Genomic DNA, 20,918 nt, shown 5'->3' on the forward strand with positions numbered 1-20,918 from the left:
CATGGGCATCCTCGGACCTGTCGTCCCCCGACGCGTGTTGAAACGCAGCTACGATTACGTGGTGGTCGGCTCGGGTTCCGGTGGCTGTGCGGTGACGCGGCGACTGGTCGATGCCGGCGCCGACGTCCTCCTGATCGAGGCCGGCCCGACGGGTCTTGGGATCGAAGAGATCGAGGACCCCGGCAAGTGGGTGCCGCTTGGCCGCGGCACCTATGACTGGGGCTATGACTATGCTCCGACACTGAGCATGAACGGGCGTACTATCGGCATCCCGCGCGGGCGCCTGCTTGGCGGCTCAAGCGCCATCAACGCGATGATGTGGTATCGCGGCCATCCGCATGATTACGATGCCTGGGAGGCTGGCGGCGCCAAGGGCTGGAGCTTCGCCGACGTGCTGCCCTATTTCCGGCGCTGCGAGGACTGGCGCGACGGTGCAAGCGAATTTCGCGGAGCGGGCGGTCCGCTCCGTATCGAGCGCCCGGCGGCACTGCACCCGGTCGCGCAGGCGCTGATCGATGGCGCGGCCGAGATCGGCATCCCGGTGATCGACGATCCGAACGGCCCGAGCAACGAGGGGGCGGCGGCCGCGAATTTCAACATCTTCGACGGCAAGCGCTGGAGTTCGGCGACGGGCTATCTCGTGCCGATCCTGGATCACCCGATGCTGACGGTGCTGACCGGATCCGCGGCCATCGGCCTGACGGTCGAAGGCAGCCGATGCGTCGCGATCAAGCACCTCGTCGGCGGCGAAATCCGCGAGACGCGCGCGCAACAGAGCATCGTGCTCGCGGCAGGGGCCATCGACACGCCACGCCTGCTGATGCTGTCGGGCATCGGCGATCCGGTCGAACTGCAGCGGCTTGGTATTGCGGTCATTTGCGCCCTGCCGGGTGTCGGCCGGAATCTTCAGGACCATCCGCTGGCGCAGGCCTGCGTCTTCCGCGCGAAACGACCGATCGGACCGATAGTGGGCAATGGCGGTGGCTCGATGGTCAACTGGAAGTCACGGCCGGACCTGTCGCAGCCCGACCTGCATGCCTTCCCCGTCCAGGGCAACAGCGCCGAACCGGCGATCCGCGCGCGCTACGATACATCCGGCGATGTCTTTTCCTTCGGTGCGGGCCTGATGCGCTCGAAGAGCGTCGGGCACTTGAAGCTGCTCGACGGCACGCCCGGCGGGCGGCTCGAAATCCAACCGAACTTTCTGGCGGAACCGGAAGACCTCGACGCCATGGTCACTGCGGTCGAGATGGTGATGGAGATGGCGGCTGCAAAGGCGAACGCCGGTCTCTTCCGCAACTTTGCCGCACCTGACCGCCGACTGACCCGCACCGAGACCATCGCCTTCATCCGCGAGGCGTGCTCGACGTTCTTCCACACCTGCGGAACCGCCAAGATGGGCGAGGACGCGATGGCCGTCGTAGACAGCCGTCTCGCCGTGCACGGGCTGGACGGCCTGCATGTCGCCGATGCCTCGGTGATCCCGACGATCCCGACCTGCAACACCCACGCGCCCGCCACGATGATCGGCGAGCGCGCCGCCGATTTCCTGCTCGCGGCGGCAGCTTGAGGATGCCATGACCGACGGAACGCACACAGGGTACCCGCGATGACCCCAAGCCTCATCCTTGCTGCCGACACGCTGCTCACCATGGATGAAGATAACCACGTGCTGCCTGACGGCGCCGTGCTGGTCGAGGATGGTCGTATCGCCGCGGTCAGCGCACTCGCAGCATTGCGCGCTGCGTATCCGGCCGTGGCCGTGAAGAAGCTCGACAATGCGGTGCTTCTGCCCGGGCTGGTCAACGCGCATGCGCATTCCGGCTTTCTGCGCGGCACGGCGGAGCACCTGCCGGTCTGGGACTGGCTGACGCTCCATATCAATCCAATGCATCGCGTGCTGCAGCCGCACGAGGCCGAGGCGGCATCGTGGCTCTGCTACGCGGAATCCGTGCTCGGCGGCACGACCACCGTCGTCGACATGTGGCGGTTCATGGAAGGAAGCGCCAGGGCGGCCGAGGCGATCGGCAACCGCCTGGTCGCCGTGCCTTACGTCGGCGAGCATCCCGACTACAACTACTTCGACACGCTCGACATGAACGAGGCGATGATCGAGGGCTGGCATCGCAAGGCGGGCGGCCGCATCAATGTGTGGGTCGGGCTGGAGCATCTGTTTTATGCCGACGAAGCCGGCCAACGCCGGGCTATCGAACTCGCAAGGAAACACGACACCGGCTTCCACACCCATTGCAGCGAGGCCGAGATCGAGATCGCGGAATTTGAGCGGCGCTACGGCAAACGCCCGATGTTCGCGCTGGACGACCTTGGCTTCTTCGAAACGCCGCGCGCCATGATCGCCCACGCCGTCTGGCTCGATCGAGAAGAGATCGAGCTTATTTCCAAGCGCCGCGTTTCGGTGGCCCACAATCCTGTTTCCAACATGAAGCTGGCAAGCGGCATCGCGTTGGTGGCCGAGATGCTGAAGGCCGGCGTGCCTGTCGGGATCGGCACCGACGGCGAGAAGGAGAACAACAATTTCGACATGTTCGAAGAGATGAAGGTGACTTCGCTGCTGGGCAAGCTGAAGGACCTCGACGCCGCCGCCATGGATAGCTGGCAGGTGCTGCGGATGGCCACCATTCTCGGCGCCAGAGCGATCGGCCTCGACCACGAGATCGGCTCGATCGAAGTCGGCAAGCGCGCCGACATCATCGCGGTCCGCACCGATACGCCGCGCATGACGCCCGTCTTCCGCGACGGACCTTATTTCAACTTCCATCACAATCTTGTCCACGCTGTGCGCGGCAGCGACGTGTCTTTGACTATGGTCGATGGCGAAATCCTGGCCGAGGACGGCGCGTTGCGCACCGGCGACCTGCGCGAGATCATCGCCGAAATCCATCGCGTCGCGCCTGGTCTGTTCGCCCGGCGCGCCGCTTTCCTTGCCGAGAATTCCGGCGGCAGCCTGCAATGGACCCAATAGGGCGGGCCTCGGTGATGAAGACGACGGACAGGGCGGCACTGGACGATTGGTACGCGGTGGAGACGGTCGCCGATCTAGATGGCGCGCCGAGCCGCACGCGGCTGCTCGGCCAGGACATCGAACTGGTCCGTGACATCACGGGTGCAATCACGGTTCGGGAGATACTGGACGACGGCAACCGCGGCCCCGCGCTGCCCGTCCGGCAGCGCTACGGCTGCGTCTGGACGACGCTGGGCCGGCCCGGGAAGGAAATCTTCGAGATCGCCGAGGCATCGGAGCCCGACCGCCGATACGTGCCCTGCGGCTGGGTGACGATGCGGGCTTCGGGTTTGCGCGTCGTAGAGAATTTCCTCGACATGGCGCATTTCCCCTTCGTGCATACCGACATTCTCGGTTCGGAGCCGCACACGGAAGTGCCGGCCTATCTGAGCGAGATACGTCGCGAGGTGGACGAGGTCTGGGCGACCAACTGCACGTTCTTCCAGCCGCGCATTGCCGCAACGGAAAGCTCCGGCGCGTTTGTGCATCTGACCTATCGTGTGCCGAGCCCATTCGTTGTGATGCTCTACCGTGTATGCCCCGGAGCGCCCGGTCGGCTCGATGCGATCGCGCTGTTCATCCAGCCCATCGAGGAAGACCTCTGCCGCGCCCAGCCGGTCATGTATCTTGTCGACTCCGCTTCGACGCAGACGGCGTTGCTCAACTTCGAACAGGTCATCTTCCTGCAAGACCGGATCATCGTGGAGAACCAGCGGCCGCTGCGCCTTCCGCTCGAGCCGCGGATGGAAATCCCGACACGCGCCGACGGTTCCTCCATTGCCTATCGCCGCTGGCTGAAGGAAAAAGGCATTCGTTTCGGCACGACCGCGGTAGCCACATGACCGGGCCGGATCTCCAGGTGCTTCGCCCGGCCTCCGTTGCCGAGGCGCTGTCGTTGGCAGGGGAGTGCGCATCGCAACTGGTCGCCGGAGGCACGGCGCTGCAACTCTGCTGGGCCAAGGGCCTGCCAAAGCCGCGGTGCCTCATCGACATCGGCCGTATCGCCGGCCTGAAGGGCATCCAACCGGCCGCCGATGGGTTTCGCATCGGCGCACTGACGACCCTGGGTGCCTTGGAGCGTGACCGGGCAATAGGCGAGAATTTGCCTCTGCTCGCCGCCGCCGTCCGCGCCACGGCGGGACCTGCCGTCCGCAATCTCGGAACTCTGGGCGGCAACGTCGCCGGGCGCATGGGTTGCCTTCTGCCGGCCCTGCTCGCGACCGACGCGCAGCTGGAGATCGTCTCACCGGCCGGGCACGCCGTCGTGTCGCTCGCGCAATGGCTGGCCGCCGCGCCGTCCGCGGGCCTCATCAAGGCGGTGATTGTTCGACCGCAACCAACTGCCGCTCGCTGGACCCATCGCAAAGTCGGCCTGCGCGCCGCCTTTACCCGAAGCGTGGCCGGTATCGCCGGGCTGATCGAAACGGCGCATGATCGCATCATCGTCGCGCGGCTCGCGGCCAGCGGCGGCGGGCAAGCGGCCCGTCTCGACCGCGCTGAAGCGCTGCTTGTCGGCCGGCACCTGCGGGAGATCGATTGGGCCGAGCTGCACGCCGCAATTCTCGAAGAGGCGCCGGCGATCGATGATGCATGGCGGTCCGACCGCTATCGGCGCAGTGTCGTGGCGAATGCGCTGGTCTTCGGGCTCGGCGGAAAGTTGTCCCAAGGAGCACATTCGCCGCGCCGGCGGACCGTACCGTCCGGAGACCCACCTGCCGAAATTCTCGTGTCCCGATCGGAGACCGGTGCACGCTGGTACCAGCGGCCGGACGGTGCGCCGAAAATCGCAGGCAGGCTCGAATACCTGACCGACCATCGCGAGCCCGGCATGCTGGTCGGGCGCATTCGGCGTGCCGGCGTTCCCCATGCAAGGATCGTTTCCATCGATACGAGCGCGGCCGAGGCGCTGCCCGGCGTCGCGGCGGTTGTAACGCACCGCGACATCGCCGGCAGCAATGCCTACGGCATTGTCGTGCAGGATCAGCCTGCACTGTGCTTCGACAAGGTGCGCTATATCGGCGACGCTGTTGCTGCCGTTGCCGCTGTTGACACGAAGACGGCCGAACGCGCGCTTGCTCTCATCAGGGTCGAATACGAGCCGCTGCCAATTGTGAGCGATCCCCAACAGGCACTCGCCGCTGGAGCCGAGCCGGTCCACGTCTCAGGCAATCTGCAGTGCAGCTTCGAGTTCATACGTGGCGATGCCGCCGCGGCTTTTGCCAAGGCGGCTCATATCGTCGAGGCTGTCTACGAAACGCCGAGCCAGATGCACGGCTTTATGGAGACGGAGGGCGGCTACGCTTTCGTAGGTACGGATGGCACCCTGAACGTCTTTGCCGGTGGGCAGCATGGCCGCCGCGACCGCATGCAGCTCTCGCGCATCCTCGGCATGCCGCAAGAGCAGATACGGGTGGTCACCAGCCCGACTGGCGGCGCTTTCGGCGGCAAGGACGAGCTGACCGTGCAGCCGGCCCTGGCCCTGCTGGCACTAAAGACCGGACGCGCCGTGCGGCTGCATCTCGGCCGGGCGGAATCCGTCATCGCGGGTACCAAGCGCAATGCGATGCGCATCCATATGCGCACCGCCTGCGACGCCGAGGGTCGGCTGCTCGCCCAGCAGGTGGATGTGATCGCGGATGCCGGCGCGTATGCGTCGCTCGGCCCGGGCGTTCTTGAGACAGCGCTCGAACACGCCTGCGGGCCATATGTCGTTGCCAACATCCTCAGCTCGGGCCGGCTCGCCTACACCAATAACGGCGTCTGCGGCGCGTTTCGTGGCTTCGGTGCCAACCAGATGGCCTTTGCGGTAGAGTGCCAGCTGGATCGGCTGGCCGAAGCCGCCGGCATCGAGATTATCGAGATACGGCGCCGCAATTTGCGCGAGCCTGGCACGCGAGGCCATCTCGGCCAGCAGGTCGCGCCGTCCGAACGTCTGGCCGAGATGCTGCAAGCCGCCGCTGCTGACCCGATCTGGGCCAAGGCGCGCGGCCCGTCGTTCGACGGCTATGAGACGATCGGCGTCGGCATGGCGATGAACTATCAAGGCAACGGACTCGGCACGCTGCCGCCGGACCCGGCCGGAGGCGCGTTGCGCCTGGCTCCGGATGGCATGATCGAAGCTCTCTACGGCCTGGACGAGATGGGACAGGGCCTGCTCACCTCGGTGAAGGCCGCGGTCGCCGGAGCGCTCGGCTGCGGCCGCGACGATGTCCGGCCGGTCACCGGCGATACGGCGGCGACGCCCGAATCCGGTTCCTCTACCGCCTCGCGCGGCACTCACGTGGCCTGGCGGGTCGCGGCAGTCGCCGCACCACCTTTTACGCGCGACCTGCTGGCCGCAGCGGGCCAGTTGCTTTGCCGCGAAGCCGGGACGCTGGCGCTGGCGCCCGGCGGCATCGTCGAGCGACATTCCAACAGCGGCTCACGGCTCATGAGTTTCGCCGAGCTTGCCAAGGCGTTGCCTCCGGACCGGCTGCCAGCTGCTGCCGTCAGCTTTGAGTTTCCGAAATCGGACTATCTGGAAGGCAATGCACGTCTGATCTTCGCCTTCGGCGCGACACTGGCGCGCGTTGCCGTGAGCCGCATCACTGGGCAGGTACGCGTGCTCGAGCTCCATCAGCACACCGCGGCCGGACCGATGCTCGATGCTGCCGCCTATCTTGGCCAGATCGAAGGCGGCGGCGTCCAGGGGCTGGGCTTCACCCTCACTGAGGACGCGGCGATGCGGGATGGCCGGTATCTTGCCGGCAACCTCGATTTCTACATGCTGCCAGGCATTGCCGACACGCCGGAAAGCCTCGCGACCTTCGCGTTGGAGGATCTGGACGAGAACGACCCGTTCGGTCCGCGCGGAGTTGGTGAGCTTGGCATTGGCGCCGTGACGCCAGCCATCGTCAACGCGATTGCGGATGCCACAGGAGCTTGGCCCGAGCGCATCCCGGTCGATCCTGAATGGGTACTCGACGCCCTGCAGAGGAGTGCAGCGTGAGTGCCGAGATCGAGATTACCTTTAACCTCAACGGCTGCCGCCGGGCGCTGGCCATGCCTGCCGAGTTACGCCTGATCGACCTGCTACGCGACCATTTCGGCATGACTGCCGCCAAGATGGCTTGCGGCATCGGCCGCTGCGGCGCTTGTTCCGTGCTGATGGATGATCGCGCGGTCAATGGCTGTCTGGTCATGTCGTGGCAGCTCGACGGGGCCACCATCATCACCCCGGAAGGTTTCGACGTCGTTGCCGAAGCCGTTGTCCTGCGCCGAGGCTCTGGCGGCCGAAAACGCCTTCCAGTGCGGCTACTGCGCACCCGGCATCACTGTTGCGCTGACCGCTCTGCTGCTGGAGAATCCGGCTCCAGACGTGTCTCAGATCCGCGCTGCGCTCGAAGGCAATATCTGCCGCTGTACCGGCTATCATTCCATCATCCGCGGTGCTCTCGCCGCGGTCGAGGCGCTCGCTTGCGGGATACGGACATGACGATCATCATCCGAAATGATGAAGCCAGACATGCAGGCGTCAAGGCGTTCCTGGCCAAACCCAGAATGCGGCACCTGATCGGCGGCGGCTGGTGCGACGCCAGCGATGGCGCAACCTTGCCCGCGACCGATCCTGCGAATGGCGACACGCTCGCGCTGCTGGCGCAAGGCACAGCCGATGACGCCGGGCGCGCCGTTGCTGCGGCGCGTGCTGCTTTCGAAGGCGAGAGCTGGCGCGACATGACACCGTCGGCACGCGGCAAGCTGCTATGGCGCATCGCCGACCTGATTGAGCGCCATGCCGATGAGCTTGCAGAGCTCGAGACGCTTGACCAGGGAAAGCCGTTGAAGACCTCGCGCTTCGCCGAGATTCCCGCCTCGGCCGAGCAGTTCCGCTATTTTGCCGGTTTTGCCACGAAAATCCTCGGCACGACCATCCCCACCTCCATCAGCTACCAACCGGCGGGCAGCAAGATTTTCGCCTATACGGTGCGCGAGCCGATCGGTGTCGTGGCAGCCATAACGCCATGGAATTCGCCGCTGCTCATGGCCTCGATGAAGCTCGCCCCGGCACTTGCCGCAGGCTGTACGATCGTGCTCAAGCCGGCTGAGGAAACGTCGCTCACCGCGCTCAGGCTCGGCGAACTGATGATCGAAGCCGGCTTGCCGGACGGCGTCGTCAATATCGTGACCGGTCTCGGTGAAACTGTGGGCGCAGCATTGGCTGCAGATTCCGATGTCGATAAGGTCGCCTTCACCGGCTCGACGGAAGTCGGAAAGATGATCGTCTCCGCAGCGCGCGGCAATCTGAAGAAGCTGACGCTCGAACTGGGCGGCAAGTCGCCGGCCATCATCATGCCCGATGCGGACATGGGGCTCGCAATCCCCGGAGTGGCCCGGGGGATCTTCGCCAATGCCGGCCAGGTCTGCGTCGCCGGCTCGCGTGTCTATGCGCATCGCTCGATCTACGACCGTCTGGTGGAGGGTCTGGCGGAAGAGGCGCGAAAGCTGCGTCTCGGACACGGGCTTGACCCGAACACCGACCTTGGTCCGCTGGTCAACGGAACCCAGGCTGCGCGCGTCGCCTCCTATGTCGGCGATGGTGCTTCCAGCGGCGCCGAGATCATCACCGGTGGCCGGCGCTTCGACAACTTCTTCGAGCCGACCGTGGTCACCGGCGTCCGCCCGGACATGCGCATGATGCGCGAGGAAATCTTCGGCCCGGTGGTTGCCGTGACACCGTTCGACGATGTCGCGGAGGCGGTAAGCCATGCGAACGACTCGCCCTACGGCCTCGCCGCAAGCGTCTGGACCCGCGACCTTTCCACTGCGCATCGCCTTGCCGCACGTGTCCGGTCGGGCACCGTCTGGATCAATTGCCATTCCTACTTCTCGCCGGAATTGCCGAAGGGCGGCCACAAGCAATCCGGTTGGGGCTATGAGAACGGCGCACCGGGCCTGGAGAACTATCTCGAGACGAAAACGGTCTGCGCGGTGATCTAGCCGCGCCTTCGCCGCGATGTTCGCGGATCGGCGGCTGACAGCCTTTCCATCCGCGCACAAGGATTGATCGAAAATTGCCAGGACCCTCCTAAGGACCAGTTCCTTGACGGCGCTGGTCCACATCGACGTTGCGCTTGACTCGTCCATATTATTCATAATAAATCATACATATTGCTTCGAAAAAAGACGGCAGGTCTGGGAGGACCAATGAAAATCACGGCCATCAAGGCGCGCGTCTGCAATGCGGAAATGCGCAACTGGGTTTTCGTTCGCGTCGAAACCGACGAGCCCGGCTTGTTTGGCTGGGGTGAGGCTACGCTGGAATGGAAGACCCGAGCCGTCGTTGGGGCGCTTCAGGACCTTGAGGCCCTGCTCATCGGGCAAGATCCGCGCAATGTGGAGCAGTGCTACCAGATACTTACGCGCCACGGCTTTTGGCGCCTCGGCGTCGAGGGAATGTCCGCCGTCAGCGGCATCGAGATCGCGCTCTGGGACATCCTGGGCAAGTCATTGGGCGTCCCCGTCTGGCGCCTTTTGGGCGGTCGGGTCCGCGACTATCTGCGCACCTATACGCATCTCGGCCTCGGGGACATGAAGGCGGTCTATGAGACCGGATCCGCGGATGCCATCGTGGAACGCGGACGCATCGTGACGCAAGCAGGCTACGACGCGGTCAAGGTCGTCTGCATTCCCTACACCCACTACGTATCGCCCGCCAAGGCAGTCGACTCCGTTGCCAATATGGTTGGCTCGCTTCGCGAGGCGGTGGGCCCGGATATCGACATCATGGTCGATTTCCACGGACGCCCTGCATCGGTTAACGCTGCGATGGATTACCTCAAGGCAATCGAACCGGCCCGCATCATGTTCGCGGAAGAGCCCGTTCCACCCGAAGATGTTGCCGGACTGGCGCATATCACGGCGCGATCGGCCGTGCCGATCGCGTCCGGCGAACGGCTGATCGGGCGCCGCGAATTTACGCACTCGATCGCAGCCCGCGCCTTCAACATTGCCCAGCCTGATATTTGCCACACTGGCGGTCTGCTCGAGACAAAGAAGATCGCGGCCATGGCGGAAACCGCAGGCATCGGCCTTGCGCCGCACAACCCGCTCGGTCCGATCGCCGGTGTGGCTGCTCTTCATTTTGGCATATCGACGCCAAACGTTGTCATTCAGGAGGAGATGTCCGGTGCCGTCGCCTGGTACGACGACGTCGTCACCTGGCCAATTCAGCGTAACCCAGGCCGCTGGGATCTGCCCGAACTGCCGGGCCTTGGCGTCACCGTCAATGAGGACGTGATCGCGCGCCACCCCTTCAAGCAGGAAGTGCTGCATGCCCGCAACGCCGTCATGCCGGACGGCACCGTGGTGGACTGGTGAATGCAATGGCAGGTCGGCTGCAAGGAAAGATCGCAATCATCACGGGCGCCGGCCAAGGCATCGGTGCCGCCACCGCCCGCGCCTTTGCAACACATGGGGCAAAGACCGTCATTGCTGAACTGAATGCGGCAAGCGGGAAAGCGGTCGCCGACGAATTGCGTGCCCAGGGCGCGGACGCCCTGTTCATCGAGACGGACGTCACCGACGCATCCGCGGTCGCGGACATGGTCTCCCGGACGATCACGGCCTATGGCGGCGTCGACATTCTGGTCAACAATGCCGGCGCCAACGTCTTTTACGAACCGCTGGCGATGCCGGATGAGGAATGGGAGCGCTGCCTCAAGCTCGACCTCCAGGCCGCGTGGTTCTGCGCCAAGGCGGTTTTGCCGACGATGCTGGCGAACGGCTCAGGCTCTATCGTCAACATAGCGAGCTGTCACGCGTTCCAGATCATTCCCCATACATTTCCATACCCGGTCGCCAAGCATGCGCTTCTGGGCCTGACCCGTTCGCTCGCCATCGAATATGCCGCGCGTGGCATCCGGGTGAACGCGATAGCACCCGGCTATATCGAGACGCCGATCGCGGAAGCCTACTGGAACACATTCCCGAACCCCGCCGAGGAGAAGCGGCGAGCCTACGACCTCCATCCGCCTAAGCGTATTGGCCGGCCGGACGAGGTTGCAATGACGGCGGTTTTCCTCGCCTCGGACGAAGCGCCGTTCATAAATGCCGAGACGATCACCATCGATGGTGGGCGCTCGGTTCTCTACCACGACTAGCAACCACCATTGAGCTCAGGGAGGATCTTCATGAAAACCACAACAAAGGCTTTGGCGACATTTGCGGTACTGGCTGCCGGACTGATGAGTGGCGCAGCAAGCGCAGACGACATCAAGATCGGCTACATCAACAAGATGGGAGACCACCCATGGTTCGTCGCCGAAGTCGGCGGCGCCAAGAAAGCGGCTGAGGCGGCAGGGGCTGCATTCGTGTCACAGGACGTTCAGTTTGACGCCAATTTGACGATCACGACCTTCGATACGATGGTCGGCGATGGCGTGAAAGGCATCGCCATCGTTGTCCCCGACAAGGCGCTGGGACCGGTCATCGCGGAGAAAGCAAGGGCCGCAAAAATTCCCTTGGTGGCGGTGGACGACGATATCTACTACCAGGATGGCACCCAGGTCCCCTATGTCGGCATGAATGCCTACAACATCGGTGCGCGGGTGGGCGAAGAGCTTGCCAAGCTCTACAAGGCTGAAGACTGGGCCGGCAAAGAGGTGCGCATCGCCTCGATCGAGGACCGCAAGGCCGATACCTGCATGCAGCGCAACAAGGGCGCGGAAGAAGCGTTCCTGAAGGCGGTGCCCGATTTCAAGCCGGGCAACATCGTTCGCGTCCCCTACGACAATACGATGGTCAACGCCATCGATGTGATGACCACCACATTGACGGCCAATCCCAGCGTCACGAACTGGATATTCTATTCATGCAACGATGATGGCGTGCTGGGTGGTGCGCGAGCACTGGAGAATGCCGGCTATTCCGCAGACCAGGGCATGGGGATCGGCATCGACGGGAGCCGCGCCTGCGACGCCTTCGGATCGGGAAAGCCATCGGCGTTCCGTGGTACGATGTGGCTCAATTCGGAAAATCATGGCGCGCTGGCGGTGAAGATTCTCTTGGCATCCATCAAGGACGGAACGAAGCTTCCCGTTCAGTCCTTCACTGACCCGGAATACATCACCGCCGACAATTTTGCGTCGGACTACAAAGCCAAGCTCTGCCACTGAACCAGATATGCGTCATGCGCAGCAGGGCGCATGACGCTCTTTGGGCCGGCAGTTCGTCGGCAGGCACACGGGATCGATCCTCGGGAGGGAGCTTTTGATGCAATCGGATTTCTTCTCGCTCGATAGGATTTCGAAGCGCTTCGGCGTCGTGCAGGCGCTCGACAATGTCTCGATTACCTTTCGGCCAGGAGAGGTGCTTGCCCTGGTTGGCGAGAATGGCGCCGGCAAATCGACAATGATGCGAATTCTCGAGGGCGTGTTCGCACCGGACACCGGCACCGTGCTGCATGGCGCCACGCCGATCGTTTTCGGCGAACCGCGCGACAGCCACAGAGCCGGAATACGCGTCATCCATCAGGAGCCGGAGATCGTTCCGAACCTGACCGTGGCCGAGAACATTTTCGTCGGCGAACTGCCGCGGCTGGCAGGCGTCCTGCTCGACTGGCACAGGCTCGAGGAGCAGACCGATCGGGTGCTTGCGACCTTCGGCATGCAGCAGGATATGCGGCCGCGTCAACTCTGCAGCACACTCGGTCCGGCACAGCGCCAGATGATCGAAATCATGCGCGCCATACGTGCCGGCGGCCGGCTGATCGCATTTGATGAGCCAACCTCGTCGCTGACCGACGACGAAGCGCGCCGTCTGTTTTCAGTAATTCGCCGGCTGCGCGAAGAGGGCACTTCGATCGTCTACATCTCTCACAGGCTGAACGAGGTCATCGACCTTGCGGATCGCATTGTCGTTTTGCGGGACGGCCGGCTGGTCGATGATTCCCCCGCGGCCGGTGCCAGCGAGCAGACCATAGCCAAGCTCATGGTCGGCCGCGACATTGCCGATCTGTTTACGCGCGAGACGTGGCAATCGGGGCAACCGTTGCTGGAGGTGACGGGCCTGACCACTGACCACGTCACCGATGTGAGCCTCAAGGTCCGCCATGGCGAGGTCCTCGGCATTGCCGGCCTTATGGGTGCGGGTCGATCCGAGTTGGCAAAGGCGATTGTCGGCTATGACAGGCGTCTCGACGGAAGCATAACGATGAATGGGGTGCCCGTTGGCCCTAACAGTCCGCATGCAGCGATCGTGGCGGGCATCGGCTTTGCCCCGGAAGACCGCAAGCACGAGGCGCTGCTGTTGTTCCGAAGCATTCTTGATAACGCCTCGCTTTGCGTGCCCGACAGAACGTCGACCTTCGGCTTCTTCAACCGGCGCAAGGCACTGGAGATCGTCTCACCACTTGCAGCAAAGATGTCGATCAAGGCGCCCGACCTCGACGAACAGGTTTCCAAACTGTCGGGTGGCAATCAACAGAAGGTCGTTCTCGCGCGCTGGCTTGCGCGGCAGCCGATGCTTCTCATCCTCGACGAGCCGACCCGCGGCATCGACATCGGCGCCAAGGCGGAAATCTATCGCCTGATCGATGAACTCGCCGCCAGCGGCATCGGCATAATCCTGATTTCCTCGGAAATGCCGGAACTGATCGGGCTCGCCGACAGGGTGCTTGTCATGGCTGGAGGTCGGATCACGGCCGAACTTTCCCGCCCTGACATCGACGAGACCACGATCCTGAAATACGCCATGCCGCAATCTGTAGCATCGCTCGGAGGACAAATTCAGTGAACAGCCTTGAGCTCAGGACAGCAACAACACAAACCGGAAAAAGGCGCGCTTCGTTGCGCATCGCAGAGCGCATCGGCATTCACAACATAAGTCTTCTTGTTGCTCTCGTCATTCTCGTGCTCATTTTCGGCACTCTGAGAGGCGACGTGTTCTTCTCGAGCCGAAACCTGCTGAACATCGGTCTGGGCATCACCATCCTGGGCGTCCTGGCGATGAGCCAGACCGTGGTCATCGTCGCCGGCGGGCTTGATATTGCTGTCGGCGCAATTGTCGGTCTGACCACGGTATCGACGGCAATGGCCATCCAGGCCACCGGATCACCCACCGCGGGCATTCTTGCCGGCCTGGTCCTGGGCGGTCTTGCCGGCCTCGTGAACGGCATCATCATCACCTATGGGCGGGTCAACGCTGTCATCGCGACTCTCGGTACGATGGCGATCTTCCGCGGCATCGCTTTCATCATGTCCGATGGGCAATCGATCGCGATTTTCAGCGAGACTTTCCGCTTCATCGGGATCGGACGAATCCTCGGCCTGCCTCTGCTGATCTGGATTCTTTTGCTGACCGCCATCGTGTTCCATCTCTTTCTTGCCCGCTCGATCGTTGGCCGCAACATCTATGCCCTGGGCGGCAATCCCGTTGTCGCACGCTTCTCCGGCATCAACATCAACCGCTACCGCGTCGGCATCTACATCATGAGTGGAGTGGCGGCCGGATTGGCCGGGATTCTGTTGGCTGCCCGTACCGGCTCCGGGCAGCCCGTATCCGGATCCCAAGGCCTGGAACTCGAGGCCATCACAGCGGCCGTTCTGGGTGGCTGCGCCTTGCAGGGCGGCAAGGGCACGATCGTCGGCGCACTGCTGGGCGTCGCCATCATTGGCGTCCTCAACAACGGAATGATACTGACCTCCGTGCCAACCTTCTATCAGCTGCTTGCCAAGGGCTCGCTGCTGATACTTGCTGTGGTAATTGCCGAGTACCACTTGAACAGGACATGACGATGGACGCGGCGATCGTTTCGACTGGCCAAGGCAAGCAGGACATTCCTGCCGCAGATGGCACCACGTCATCGCTCAAGGACCGCATCGCACGCGATCTCGGACAGCGCATCCTCGCCGGCTCCTACGCCCAGCACTCCGTCCTGCCGACGGAAGCCGAACTTTGCGTTATCTACGGGGCGAGCCGCACCGCGCTTCGCGATGCTCTTCTGACGCTTTCGGCGAAAGGATTGATCGAGGCACGCAAGCGGGCCGGGACGCGTGTGCGCGTGTCGAGCGAATGGAACAGGCTGGATGCACAGGTTCTGGAATGGATGCGCGATATCGAGCCTGACCTCGATTTCGTCCGTGGATTGATCGAGGCGCGGCTGGTCATTGAACCCGCTGCCGCCCAACTTGCGGCCAAGATGGCGACGTCAGGCGATCTCGCAGTCATCGAAGCGGCGTATGAAGCCATGCGCATTGCTCCGCAGGACGATCTCGCTGCGTGTCTCGATGCCGATGTCAGGTTTCATACCGCCATCCTTCGTGCCAGCCGCAACCCGGTATTCGCCAATCTCGGCAATATGCTTGCGGCCGCCCTCAGCTTCTCCTTCCGCCTGACCACATCGGCCACCGCTAATTACCAGCAGACGCTGAGCGCGCATGGCGACGTGCTGGAGGCAATCAGGATGCGCAGGGCCGACGACGCTCACGATCAGATGAAGGCGCTCATCGGCATCGCGTCGAACGACCTTCTTGCAGTGGCTCGCAAAGGCCGCCATCAACAGCCGATCGCCGCTGCCAAGGCCGACACCGTCTGAACTGATGGCCCCGACGATCAAGATCAGAAGCGGAGACCTGTCCGCTGAAATCGTCCCGTCGCTTGGGGCAGGTCTTGCGAGACTGGACTATGGGCGCGTGCCGCTCTTCCGGCCGTGGCCGGATGGCGGGAGCAGCAACCCGTTCGACCTTGCCTGCAACCTGCTTTTGCCGTGGTCAAATCGCATCTCGGGCGCCGGGTTCACATTCGACTCCAAATTCCACGAACTGCCTGCCAATGTTGCAGGCGAGCCATTTCCCATTCACGGCAATGGATTTTCGAGCGAGTGGGACGTCGACAGCGTAGCGCAGGACAACGCAAAGCTGTCCCTCATCAGCAATGGACCCGGCCCATACCGATATCGCGCCGAGGTGCGCTACACGCTGACCGGACAGGGGCTCGAGCTGAAGCTTCGCGTCGTCAATCGGGCATCGATCAGGTTGCCGTTCGGGCTTGGCATCCATCCATGGTTCCCGAGAACGGCACGGACCGCGCTTCATGCGCCGGCCTCGCAGGTTTGTCTCGAACTGCCCAACCATCTCCCCGAACGGTTTGTGGATATCAAAACCCGTCCCCATTGGGATTTCGGCGCCCCGGCCGTATTGCCGAGTGGATGGATAAACAATCTGTTTGCTGGTTGGAACGGCGTCGCCACCATATCGTGGCCGGAGCATAGTTGCAGCCTGCGGATTGAAGCTTCATCGCCCTTGAATTTCTACCTGGTCTATTCGCCATCGGACGAGAGCGACTTCTTCTGTTTTGAACCGGTCAGTCATGCTGTCGATGCTCACAATCGTGGTTCGATCGACAAATGGAATGGACTGTCGGTGCTTGGGCCCGGCGAGGCCCTGGCAGCCCGTTGCAGCTTCGCCGTCAGTTAGGCGGATCTCTGCGGCGCCATCGAATTGGCGGACCTTTTGTCCAAACGGAGCTTGGGAAGAGGGAACTCCGGCGACCGGGAACCCGTGAGCCCGTTCGACGTTTGCCGGATGTCGCGGCGCAGTTCGTCTGCTTGACGGCCCCCAAAAATGTGCTTGGCAGGATTGGATCAATGACGGATGTTGAACCAAAAGAATTCGTGCTCGCAGGCATCGTCATGAGGCGACTGGTCTCCGGCGAACAGACGGGAGGCTTGTTGAGTCTCTTCGAAAACAGAAGCGACGGGCACACGAAAACGCCAATCCATGTTCATGCGAATGACGACGAGACGGTCTACGTCATCGAAGGGCAGTTGACCGCAATTGTGGACGGTGTGGTCCGAACGCTCTCGCCCGGCGAGAGCATGTTTTTGAAGCGTGGCATCCCGCACCAGCTTATGAATCCCGGCAATCAGCTCGTTCGCTATATCCTGATAGACACGCCAAGTGTGTTTGAGCAGTTTCTCGCCGAAGGTGGCCATGAACTCGGCAAGGGAGAGGTGGTCGAGCCGCCGACGCCTGCCGATATCGAGCGGCTCAAAGCAGCCGCGCCGAAGTATGGGATTACGCTTCTGCAAGACTGGCCGGCAAGAGAGTAGAAGGCTTCGTGATGGCGGCTTGGATCGCCGCTAAAGCCGGCCCTTGCCCGAGGAACCGGTATTGGCTAGCCGACGGCAATCCAATCCAAGAGGCTGCGGGCAAAACTTCGCGGCGCGATGAGTTCGCAAGCGGTCTCACCGGTGCGCAGGAAGAGCACGGGCACGTGGTGGAAGGATGTTTGCACGGCGCGGCCCGGAGCGGCGGTCGGCGCGTGCCAGTCGACGGCAATGCAGCCGGACAGAAGCCTTGCGATACCAGGGCCGGCCATTTTCAAACGAGCACGGCCTTCCCCAAGGGGAACGGAACAGCCGAGATCGGGGTCGACGACGAGGGCTGGCACTTCTGTGCCTTCGTCGAGAGCCAGCCAAAGGCGGCGAGGTGCAACGCGGATTATTAGAAGCCCCTTGTGGCGAACCGTCTCTCCGACCGAAGCGGGAAGTTTCTTGCCGAGCGACGCCGAGACGCTCTTTTCGAATTGTCTCAGTGTCCCGTCCCAGCCCTCGACCTGGATAAGCGGACAATCTGCCACGGACAGGCTGAAATCCCGAGAAGAGGTCAAGCTAGCCATGCAGCCGTTCTCCCTGCGGATCGACGAATACCGGCGAGACAATGCGGGCGCGAACCGTTTCGGCCTTCATCGGATAGACCGCCACGACCTCGCTTCCTTCTGACGCAACATCCCCGGCAAGGAGTGCCAGACCGACATAATGGCCGCGTTCGGGGCTGAAAGTGACGGAGGTGACGCGACCGCGCCCATGGCCATAGGGTTTCTCATCCGGCAGGAACAGGATGGCGCCGCCGCGCAGGCGTTTTCCGTCCTCGATGCATTCCAGTCCGATCAGGCGCTGCCGGTTGGGCGCCTGGAGGGCAGGGCGCCGTCGCAGGATGTCGCCGACGAAGCCGCTGCGCTTGCCGGCCATGCGGCCGAGGCCGAGATCGTCGAGCGTCGTGCGCCCATCGATCTCCGGTCCGGCGACATGGCCCTTTTCGACGCGTAGCGCGCCAAGCGCCTCAACGCCGTAAGGCTTCAGGTCGAAGGGTCTGCCGGCTTCGAGCAAGCGGCTCCAGAGCTGTTCACCCGCAGTGGCGCCGACATAGACTTCGTAAGCACGCTCGCCGGAATAACTGAGACGCAGGATGCGGAGCCCACGGCCCTCCCACTCGCTTTCGAGTAGCCCCATATGCGGAAGCGCCGCGTCGGAGACGTCGAGACCAGGAAAAGCAGCGCTGAGGATTGCGCGGCTGGCTGGCCCGGCAACCGACATTGCCGCCCATTCATCGCTGACCGAGGTGACGGCCACACGCAAATCCGGCCAGGCCGTGTCGAGCAGGAATTCGAGACGCGACAGCACGTCGGCAGCCTTGGCCGTCGAAGTGGTCATGAAGAACCGGTTTTCCGCCAGCCGCGTCGTGGTGCCGTCGTCGAAGACGATGCCGTCGTCACGCAGCATGACGCCGTAGCGGGCGCGGCCTACCGCCAGTTTGGCAAAGCCGTTGGCGTAGACGCGGTCGAGGAAGATTGCCGCATCCGGGCCCTGGACATCAATCTTGCCAAGGGTGGAAATGTCCATAAGGCCCGCCGCCTGACGTACGGTACGCATTTCGGCGACATAGGCCTCGTTCACGTCGCGCCCCGACTGCCGGTAGAAATAGGGCCGCATCCAGAGCCCGACCTCGAGCATCTCGGCGCCGTTCGCCATGTGCCAGTCGTGCATCGGCGTGCGGCGGATCGGCTTGAAATGATGGCCGATGGCGCGCCCGGCAAGCGCCCCGATGGCAACCGGCGTATAAGGCGGGCGGAAGGTCGTGGTGCCGGTCTCGGGGATCGTTGCGTTGCGCAGCGCTGCCATGGCGGCAAGTGCGGGAAAATTGCTGGTCTTGCCCTGGTCGGTGCCCATGCCGAGCGTGGTGTAGCGTTTCAGGTGCTCGACCGATTCATAGCCCTCGCGATGGGCGAGCTCGATGTCTTTTGTCGTCACATCCATCTGGAAATCGACAAAGGCTTTTCCGCGTCCAGCGGGCAGGACCTCGTAATGCGGGGCCGCGGCGGTCTCGCCGAGATCTAGTTTCGATGGAGTGGGCGCCGGCGCCGACTTGCCGCAGGAGACTGCCGCGTCGATGCCAGCACGATGACCGTCCTCGATGGCTTCGGCAGTTGCATAGGCCCCCAGCATTGCGCCGGCGCCGAACCGGCCGGCCGGAAAAGCGCCCGGCACGAAGCCGCCGATGTCGTCGCGATAGACAGGTTTGACACCGAGGTGTGAGGTGAGATGCACGGTTGGCGACCAGCCGCCGGAGATGCAGACCAGGTCGCAGGCGGCCGAGGACTGGCCCTCCGGCCCGTTGAGCGTTACGTGCCTGACGGCATGGCCGCCGTGCAGGTCGACGATGCGCGTTGCGGCCCGCACCACCACGCCGAGCCGTGCGGCTTCTGCGGCAAGTGCTGCGGGCGGGACGGGGCGCAGATCGGCAACCGTCACCTCCGCGCCGGCTGCGGCATAGTCGAAGGCGGTGCGCCAGGCACCGTCATTGGTGGTGGCGACAATGATTTTCTTGCCCGGCAGGACGGCGAAACGGTTGAGGTAGGTCCGGGCGGCCGAGGCAAGCATGACGCCGGGCCGGTCATTGTTCGAGAACACCATCGGCCGCTCGATGGCGCCGGTGGCAAAAACGATCGAGCGGGCGCGCAGCATGGTGACCGTTTGCCGTGTCTGGCCATTCGGCTGCGGATCGGTTGGATCGCGCTGTTCGACCAGTCCAAGGACATTGCCGTCATAGCTGCCGAAAGCGGTCGTCCGCTTCATCAGCGCGACGGTTTCGAAGCCCTCCAACTCGGCCTCGGCCTGCCTCAGCCATGCGGCCGCTGCGCTGTCGGACGGTTCCGCCAGAAGCTGGCCGCCAAGCAGGAAATCCTGCTCGATCAGCGCGACCCGCGCGCCGGCCGCGGCGGCTGCCCGCGCCGCCGACAATCCCACCGGGCCGCCGCCGACGATGGCGACATCGGCGAAGGCATGACGGACCTCGTAGTGGTCGGGATCCGGGCCGGTGCCGGCCCTGCCCAGACCGGCCGCCTTGCGGATAAAGTGCTCGTAGAACATCCAGGCGCGGCGCGTCGGGCCCATGAAGGTCTTGTAGTAGAAGCCGGCGGACAGAAACGGTGCCAACAGCCCGTTGACGCTTTGCACGTCGAAGGCAAGCGACGGCCAGCGGTTCTGACTCTCCGCGACCATCCCGTCGGCGAGTTCCAGCGTCGTCGCCGGCAGGTTCGGCTCGCGCCTGCCGGCGCTCCCGAGCGTAACCAGCGCATTCGGCTCTTCGGGCCCGGCGGAAAAAATGCCGCGCGGGCGATGATATTTGAAGCTGCGACCGACCAGCGTGACGCCATTGGCGAGCAGCGCGGAGGCAAGCGTGTCGCCGCGATATCCAGCCAGCTTGCGGCCGTCGAAGGTAAACTCGACCGGCTGCTCGCGGACGATGCGGCCACCCACCGACAGCCGTTTGCGGTTCGCACTCATGCCGGTGATTTCCTGAGAGTTGATCTCCTGGCCGGCAATTTTCTGGCGAAGTCGACGGCTGCGATGACGTGGTTGCGTGTGTCGCGTTCGACCACCAGCCATTGCCGGCAACCGGTCACGTGCTGCCAGTATTCACGGTGCGGGCCGGCCGGGTTTTTCCTGACATAGACATAACGGTACCAGGCCTCCGGATCGGGGTCGGCATGGGCCGGACGCGTGACCGAGGCATCGCCGCCATAGCGGAACTCGTCATGGTCGCGCGGGCCGCAGCAGGGGCATTCGATAAGCAGCATT

General features: G+C 63.6%; 17 protein-coding genes. 14 read left to right on the plus strand and 3 right to left on the minus strand.

Annotated elements, in window-relative coordinates; all coding sequences use genetic code 11:
- The first annotated feature begins 1 nt into the window (after position 1).
- The 14 genes from AC0L2Y_RS02300 (at position 2) to AC0L2Y_RS02365 (ending at position 17,108) form a co-directional block, all read left to right on the plus strand.
- Positions 2 to 1,570 carry a GMC family oxidoreductase gene (locus tag AC0L2Y_RS02300; protein ID WP_352489698.1) on the plus strand — a complete coding sequence of 523 codons (1,569 nt, stop codon included), beginning with the start codon at positions 2 to 4 and terminating at the stop codon, positions 1,568 to 1,570.
- Between the two features lie 39 nt (positions 1,571 to 1,609).
- Positions 1,610 to 2,983: an amidohydrolase family protein gene (locus tag AC0L2Y_RS02305; protein WP_352489699.1), complete on the plus strand. Its 1,374-nt coding sequence runs from the start codon at positions 1,610 to 1,612 to the stop codon at positions 2,981 to 2,983.
- A 14-nt stretch (positions 2,984 to 2,997) separates the two neighbouring features.
- Entirely contained in the window at positions 2,998 to 3,864 is an 867-nt protein-coding gene (locus tag AC0L2Y_RS02310; RefSeq protein WP_352489761.1) for an aromatic ring-hydroxylating dioxygenase subunit alpha, read from the plus strand.
- On the plus strand, positions 3,861 to 7,010 hold the full coding sequence (locus tag AC0L2Y_RS02315; protein WP_473553500.1) for a molybdopterin cofactor-binding domain-containing protein: 3,150 nt from the start codon (positions 3,861 to 3,863) through the stop codon (positions 7,008 to 7,010). Before AC0L2Y_RS02310 ends, AC0L2Y_RS02315 begins: the two co-directional genes overlap by 4 nt.
- Positions 7,011 to 7,256: 246 nt before the next feature.
- Positions 7,257 to 7,496 (plus strand): (2Fe-2S)-binding protein, encoded by a 240-nt coding sequence (locus AC0L2Y_RS02320; protein WP_473553502.1) that lies wholly within the window; start codon positions 7,257 to 7,259, stop codon positions 7,494 to 7,496.
- The gene (locus AC0L2Y_RS02325; protein WP_473553503.1) at positions 7,493 to 8,998 is read left to right on the plus strand and encodes an aldehyde dehydrogenase family protein; all 1,506 of its coding nucleotides are present in this window, start codon (positions 7,493 to 7,495) and stop codon (positions 8,996 to 8,998) included. The genes AC0L2Y_RS02320 and AC0L2Y_RS02325 overlap by 4 nt, the downstream gene beginning before the upstream one ends.
- 249 nt (positions 8,999 to 9,247) lie before the next feature.
- Positions 9,248 to 10,378, plus strand: coding sequence for a galactonate dehydratase (gene dgoD / locus AC0L2Y_RS02330; RefSeq protein WP_473553505.1), 1,131 nt, complete (start codon positions 9,248 to 9,250; stop codon positions 10,376 to 10,378).
- Positions 10,379 to 10,383: 5 nt separating this feature from the next.
- Positions 10,384 to 11,160: an SDR family oxidoreductase gene (locus tag AC0L2Y_RS02335; RefSeq protein ID WP_473553506.1), complete on the plus strand. Its 777-nt coding sequence runs from the start codon at positions 10,384 to 10,386 to the stop codon at positions 11,158 to 11,160.
- A gap of 30 nt (positions 11,161 to 11,190) precedes the next feature.
- Positions 11,191 to 12,174 carry a substrate-binding domain-containing protein gene (locus AC0L2Y_RS02340; protein WP_473553507.1) on the plus strand — a complete coding sequence of 328 codons (984 nt, stop codon included), beginning with the start codon at positions 11,191 to 11,193 and terminating at the stop codon, positions 12,172 to 12,174.
- Between the two features lie 97 nt (positions 12,175 to 12,271).
- Complete coding sequence (locus AC0L2Y_RS02345; RefSeq protein WP_473553509.1) at positions 12,272 to 13,792, plus strand: sugar ABC transporter ATP-binding protein; 1,521 nt, start codon at positions 12,272 to 12,274, stop codon at positions 13,790 to 13,792.
- Positions 13,793 to 13,845: 53 nt separating this feature from the next.
- Positions 13,846 to 14,790, plus strand: coding sequence for an ABC transporter permease (locus tag AC0L2Y_RS02350; RefSeq protein WP_473553511.1), 945 nt, complete (start codon positions 13,846 to 13,848; stop codon positions 14,788 to 14,790).
- Between the two features lie 2 nt (positions 14,791 to 14,792).
- Complete coding sequence (locus AC0L2Y_RS02355) at positions 14,793 to 15,593, plus strand: FadR/GntR family transcriptional regulator (RefSeq protein ID WP_473553513.1); 801 nt, start codon at positions 14,793 to 14,795, stop codon at positions 15,591 to 15,593.
- A 4-nt stretch (positions 15,594 to 15,597) separates the two neighbouring features.
- Positions 15,598 to 16,473, plus strand: a complete 876-nt coding sequence (locus AC0L2Y_RS02360; RefSeq protein ID WP_473553515.1) for an aldose 1-epimerase — start codon at positions 15,598 to 15,600, stop codon at positions 16,471 to 16,473.
- Positions 16,474 to 16,643: 170 nt separating this feature from the next.
- The gene (locus AC0L2Y_RS02365) at positions 16,644 to 17,108 is read left to right on the plus strand and encodes a cupin domain-containing protein (RefSeq protein ID WP_473553517.1); all 465 of its coding nucleotides are present in this window, start codon (positions 16,644 to 16,646) and stop codon (positions 17,106 to 17,108) included.
- Positions 17,109 to 17,173: 65 nt separating this feature from the next.
- Here the strand turns inward: AC0L2Y_RS02365 and AC0L2Y_RS02370 are convergent, their stop codons facing one another.
- From AC0L2Y_RS02370 to AC0L2Y_RS02380, 3 genes are read right to left on the minus strand one after another with little or no spacing between them, the layout of a single operon-like run.
- Complete coding sequence (locus tag AC0L2Y_RS02370) at positions 17,174 to 17,677, minus strand: sarcosine oxidase subunit gamma (RefSeq protein ID WP_473553519.1); 504 nt, start codon at positions 17,675 to 17,677, stop codon at positions 17,174 to 17,176.
- On the minus strand, positions 17,670 to 20,624 hold the full coding sequence (locus AC0L2Y_RS02375) for a sarcosine oxidase subunit alpha family protein (protein ID WP_473553521.1): 2,955 nt from the start codon (positions 20,622 to 20,624) through the stop codon (positions 17,670 to 17,672). The genes AC0L2Y_RS02370 and AC0L2Y_RS02375 overlap by 8 nt, the downstream gene beginning before the upstream one ends.
- Positions 20,621 to 20,917, minus strand: coding sequence for a sarcosine oxidase subunit delta (locus tag AC0L2Y_RS02380; protein WP_473553523.1), 297 nt, complete (start codon positions 20,915 to 20,917; stop codon positions 20,621 to 20,623). The genes AC0L2Y_RS02375 and AC0L2Y_RS02380 overlap by 4 nt, the downstream gene beginning before the upstream one ends.
- Between the last annotated feature and the right edge of the window lies 1 nt (position 20,918).

This window comes from Mesorhizobium sp. WSM4830 (assembly GCF_055811495.1).

Bases quoted from the DNA above. Each gene is read 5' to 3' on its own strand.
- AC0L2Y_RS02310 (WP_352489761.1), top strand. From the start codon at position 2,998: ATGAAGACGACGGACAGGGCGGCACTGGACGATTGGTACGCGGTGGAG.
- AC0L2Y_RS02360 (WP_473553515.1), top strand. From the start codon at position 15,598: ATGGCCCCGACGATCAAGATCAGAAGCGGAGACCTGTCCGCTGAAATC.
- AC0L2Y_RS02300 (WP_352489698.1), top strand. From the start codon at position 2: ATGGGCATCCTCGGACCTGTCGTCCCCCGACGCGTGTTGAAACGCAGC.
- AC0L2Y_RS02370 (WP_473553519.1), bottom strand. From the start codon at position 17,677: ATGGCTAGCTTGACCTCTTCTCGGGATTTCAGCCTGTCCGTGGCAGAT.
- AC0L2Y_RS02365 (WP_473553517.1), top strand. From the start codon at position 16,644: ATGACGGATGTTGAACCAAAAGAATTCGTGCTCGCAGGCATCGTCATG.
- AC0L2Y_RS02340 (WP_473553507.1), top strand. From the start codon at position 11,191: ATGAAAACCACAACAAAGGCTTTGGCGACATTTGCGGTACTGGCTGCC.
- AC0L2Y_RS02305 (WP_352489699.1), top strand. From the start codon at position 1,610: ATGACCCCAAGCCTCATCCTTGCTGCCGACACGCTGCTCACCATGGAT.
- dgoD (WP_473553505.1), top strand. From the start codon at position 9,248: ATGCGCAACTGGGTTTTCGTTCGCGTCGAAACCGACGAGCCCGGCTTG.
- AC0L2Y_RS02335 (WP_473553506.1), top strand. From the start codon at position 10,384: ATGGCAGGTCGGCTGCAAGGAAAGATCGCAATCATCACGGGCGCCGGC.
- AC0L2Y_RS02355 (WP_473553513.1), top strand. From the start codon at position 14,793: ATGGACGCGGCGATCGTTTCGACTGGCCAAGGCAAGCAGGACATTCCT.
- AC0L2Y_RS02315 (WP_473553500.1), top strand. From the start codon at position 3,861: ATGACCGGGCCGGATCTCCAGGTGCTTCGCCCGGCCTCCGTTGCCGAG.
- AC0L2Y_RS02325 (WP_473553503.1), top strand. From the start codon at position 7,493: ATGACGATCATCATCCGAAATGATGAAGCCAGACATGCAGGCGTCAAG.
- AC0L2Y_RS02380 (WP_473553523.1), bottom strand. From the start codon at position 20,917: ATGCTGCTTATCGAATGCCCCTGCTGCGGCCCGCGCGACCATGACGAG.
- AC0L2Y_RS02345 (WP_473553509.1), top strand. From the start codon at position 12,272: ATGCAATCGGATTTCTTCTCGCTCGATAGGATTTCGAAGCGCTTCGGC.
- AC0L2Y_RS02375 (WP_473553521.1), bottom strand. From the start codon at position 20,624: ATGAGTGCGAACCGCAAACGGCTGTCGGTGGGTGGCCGCATCGTCCGC.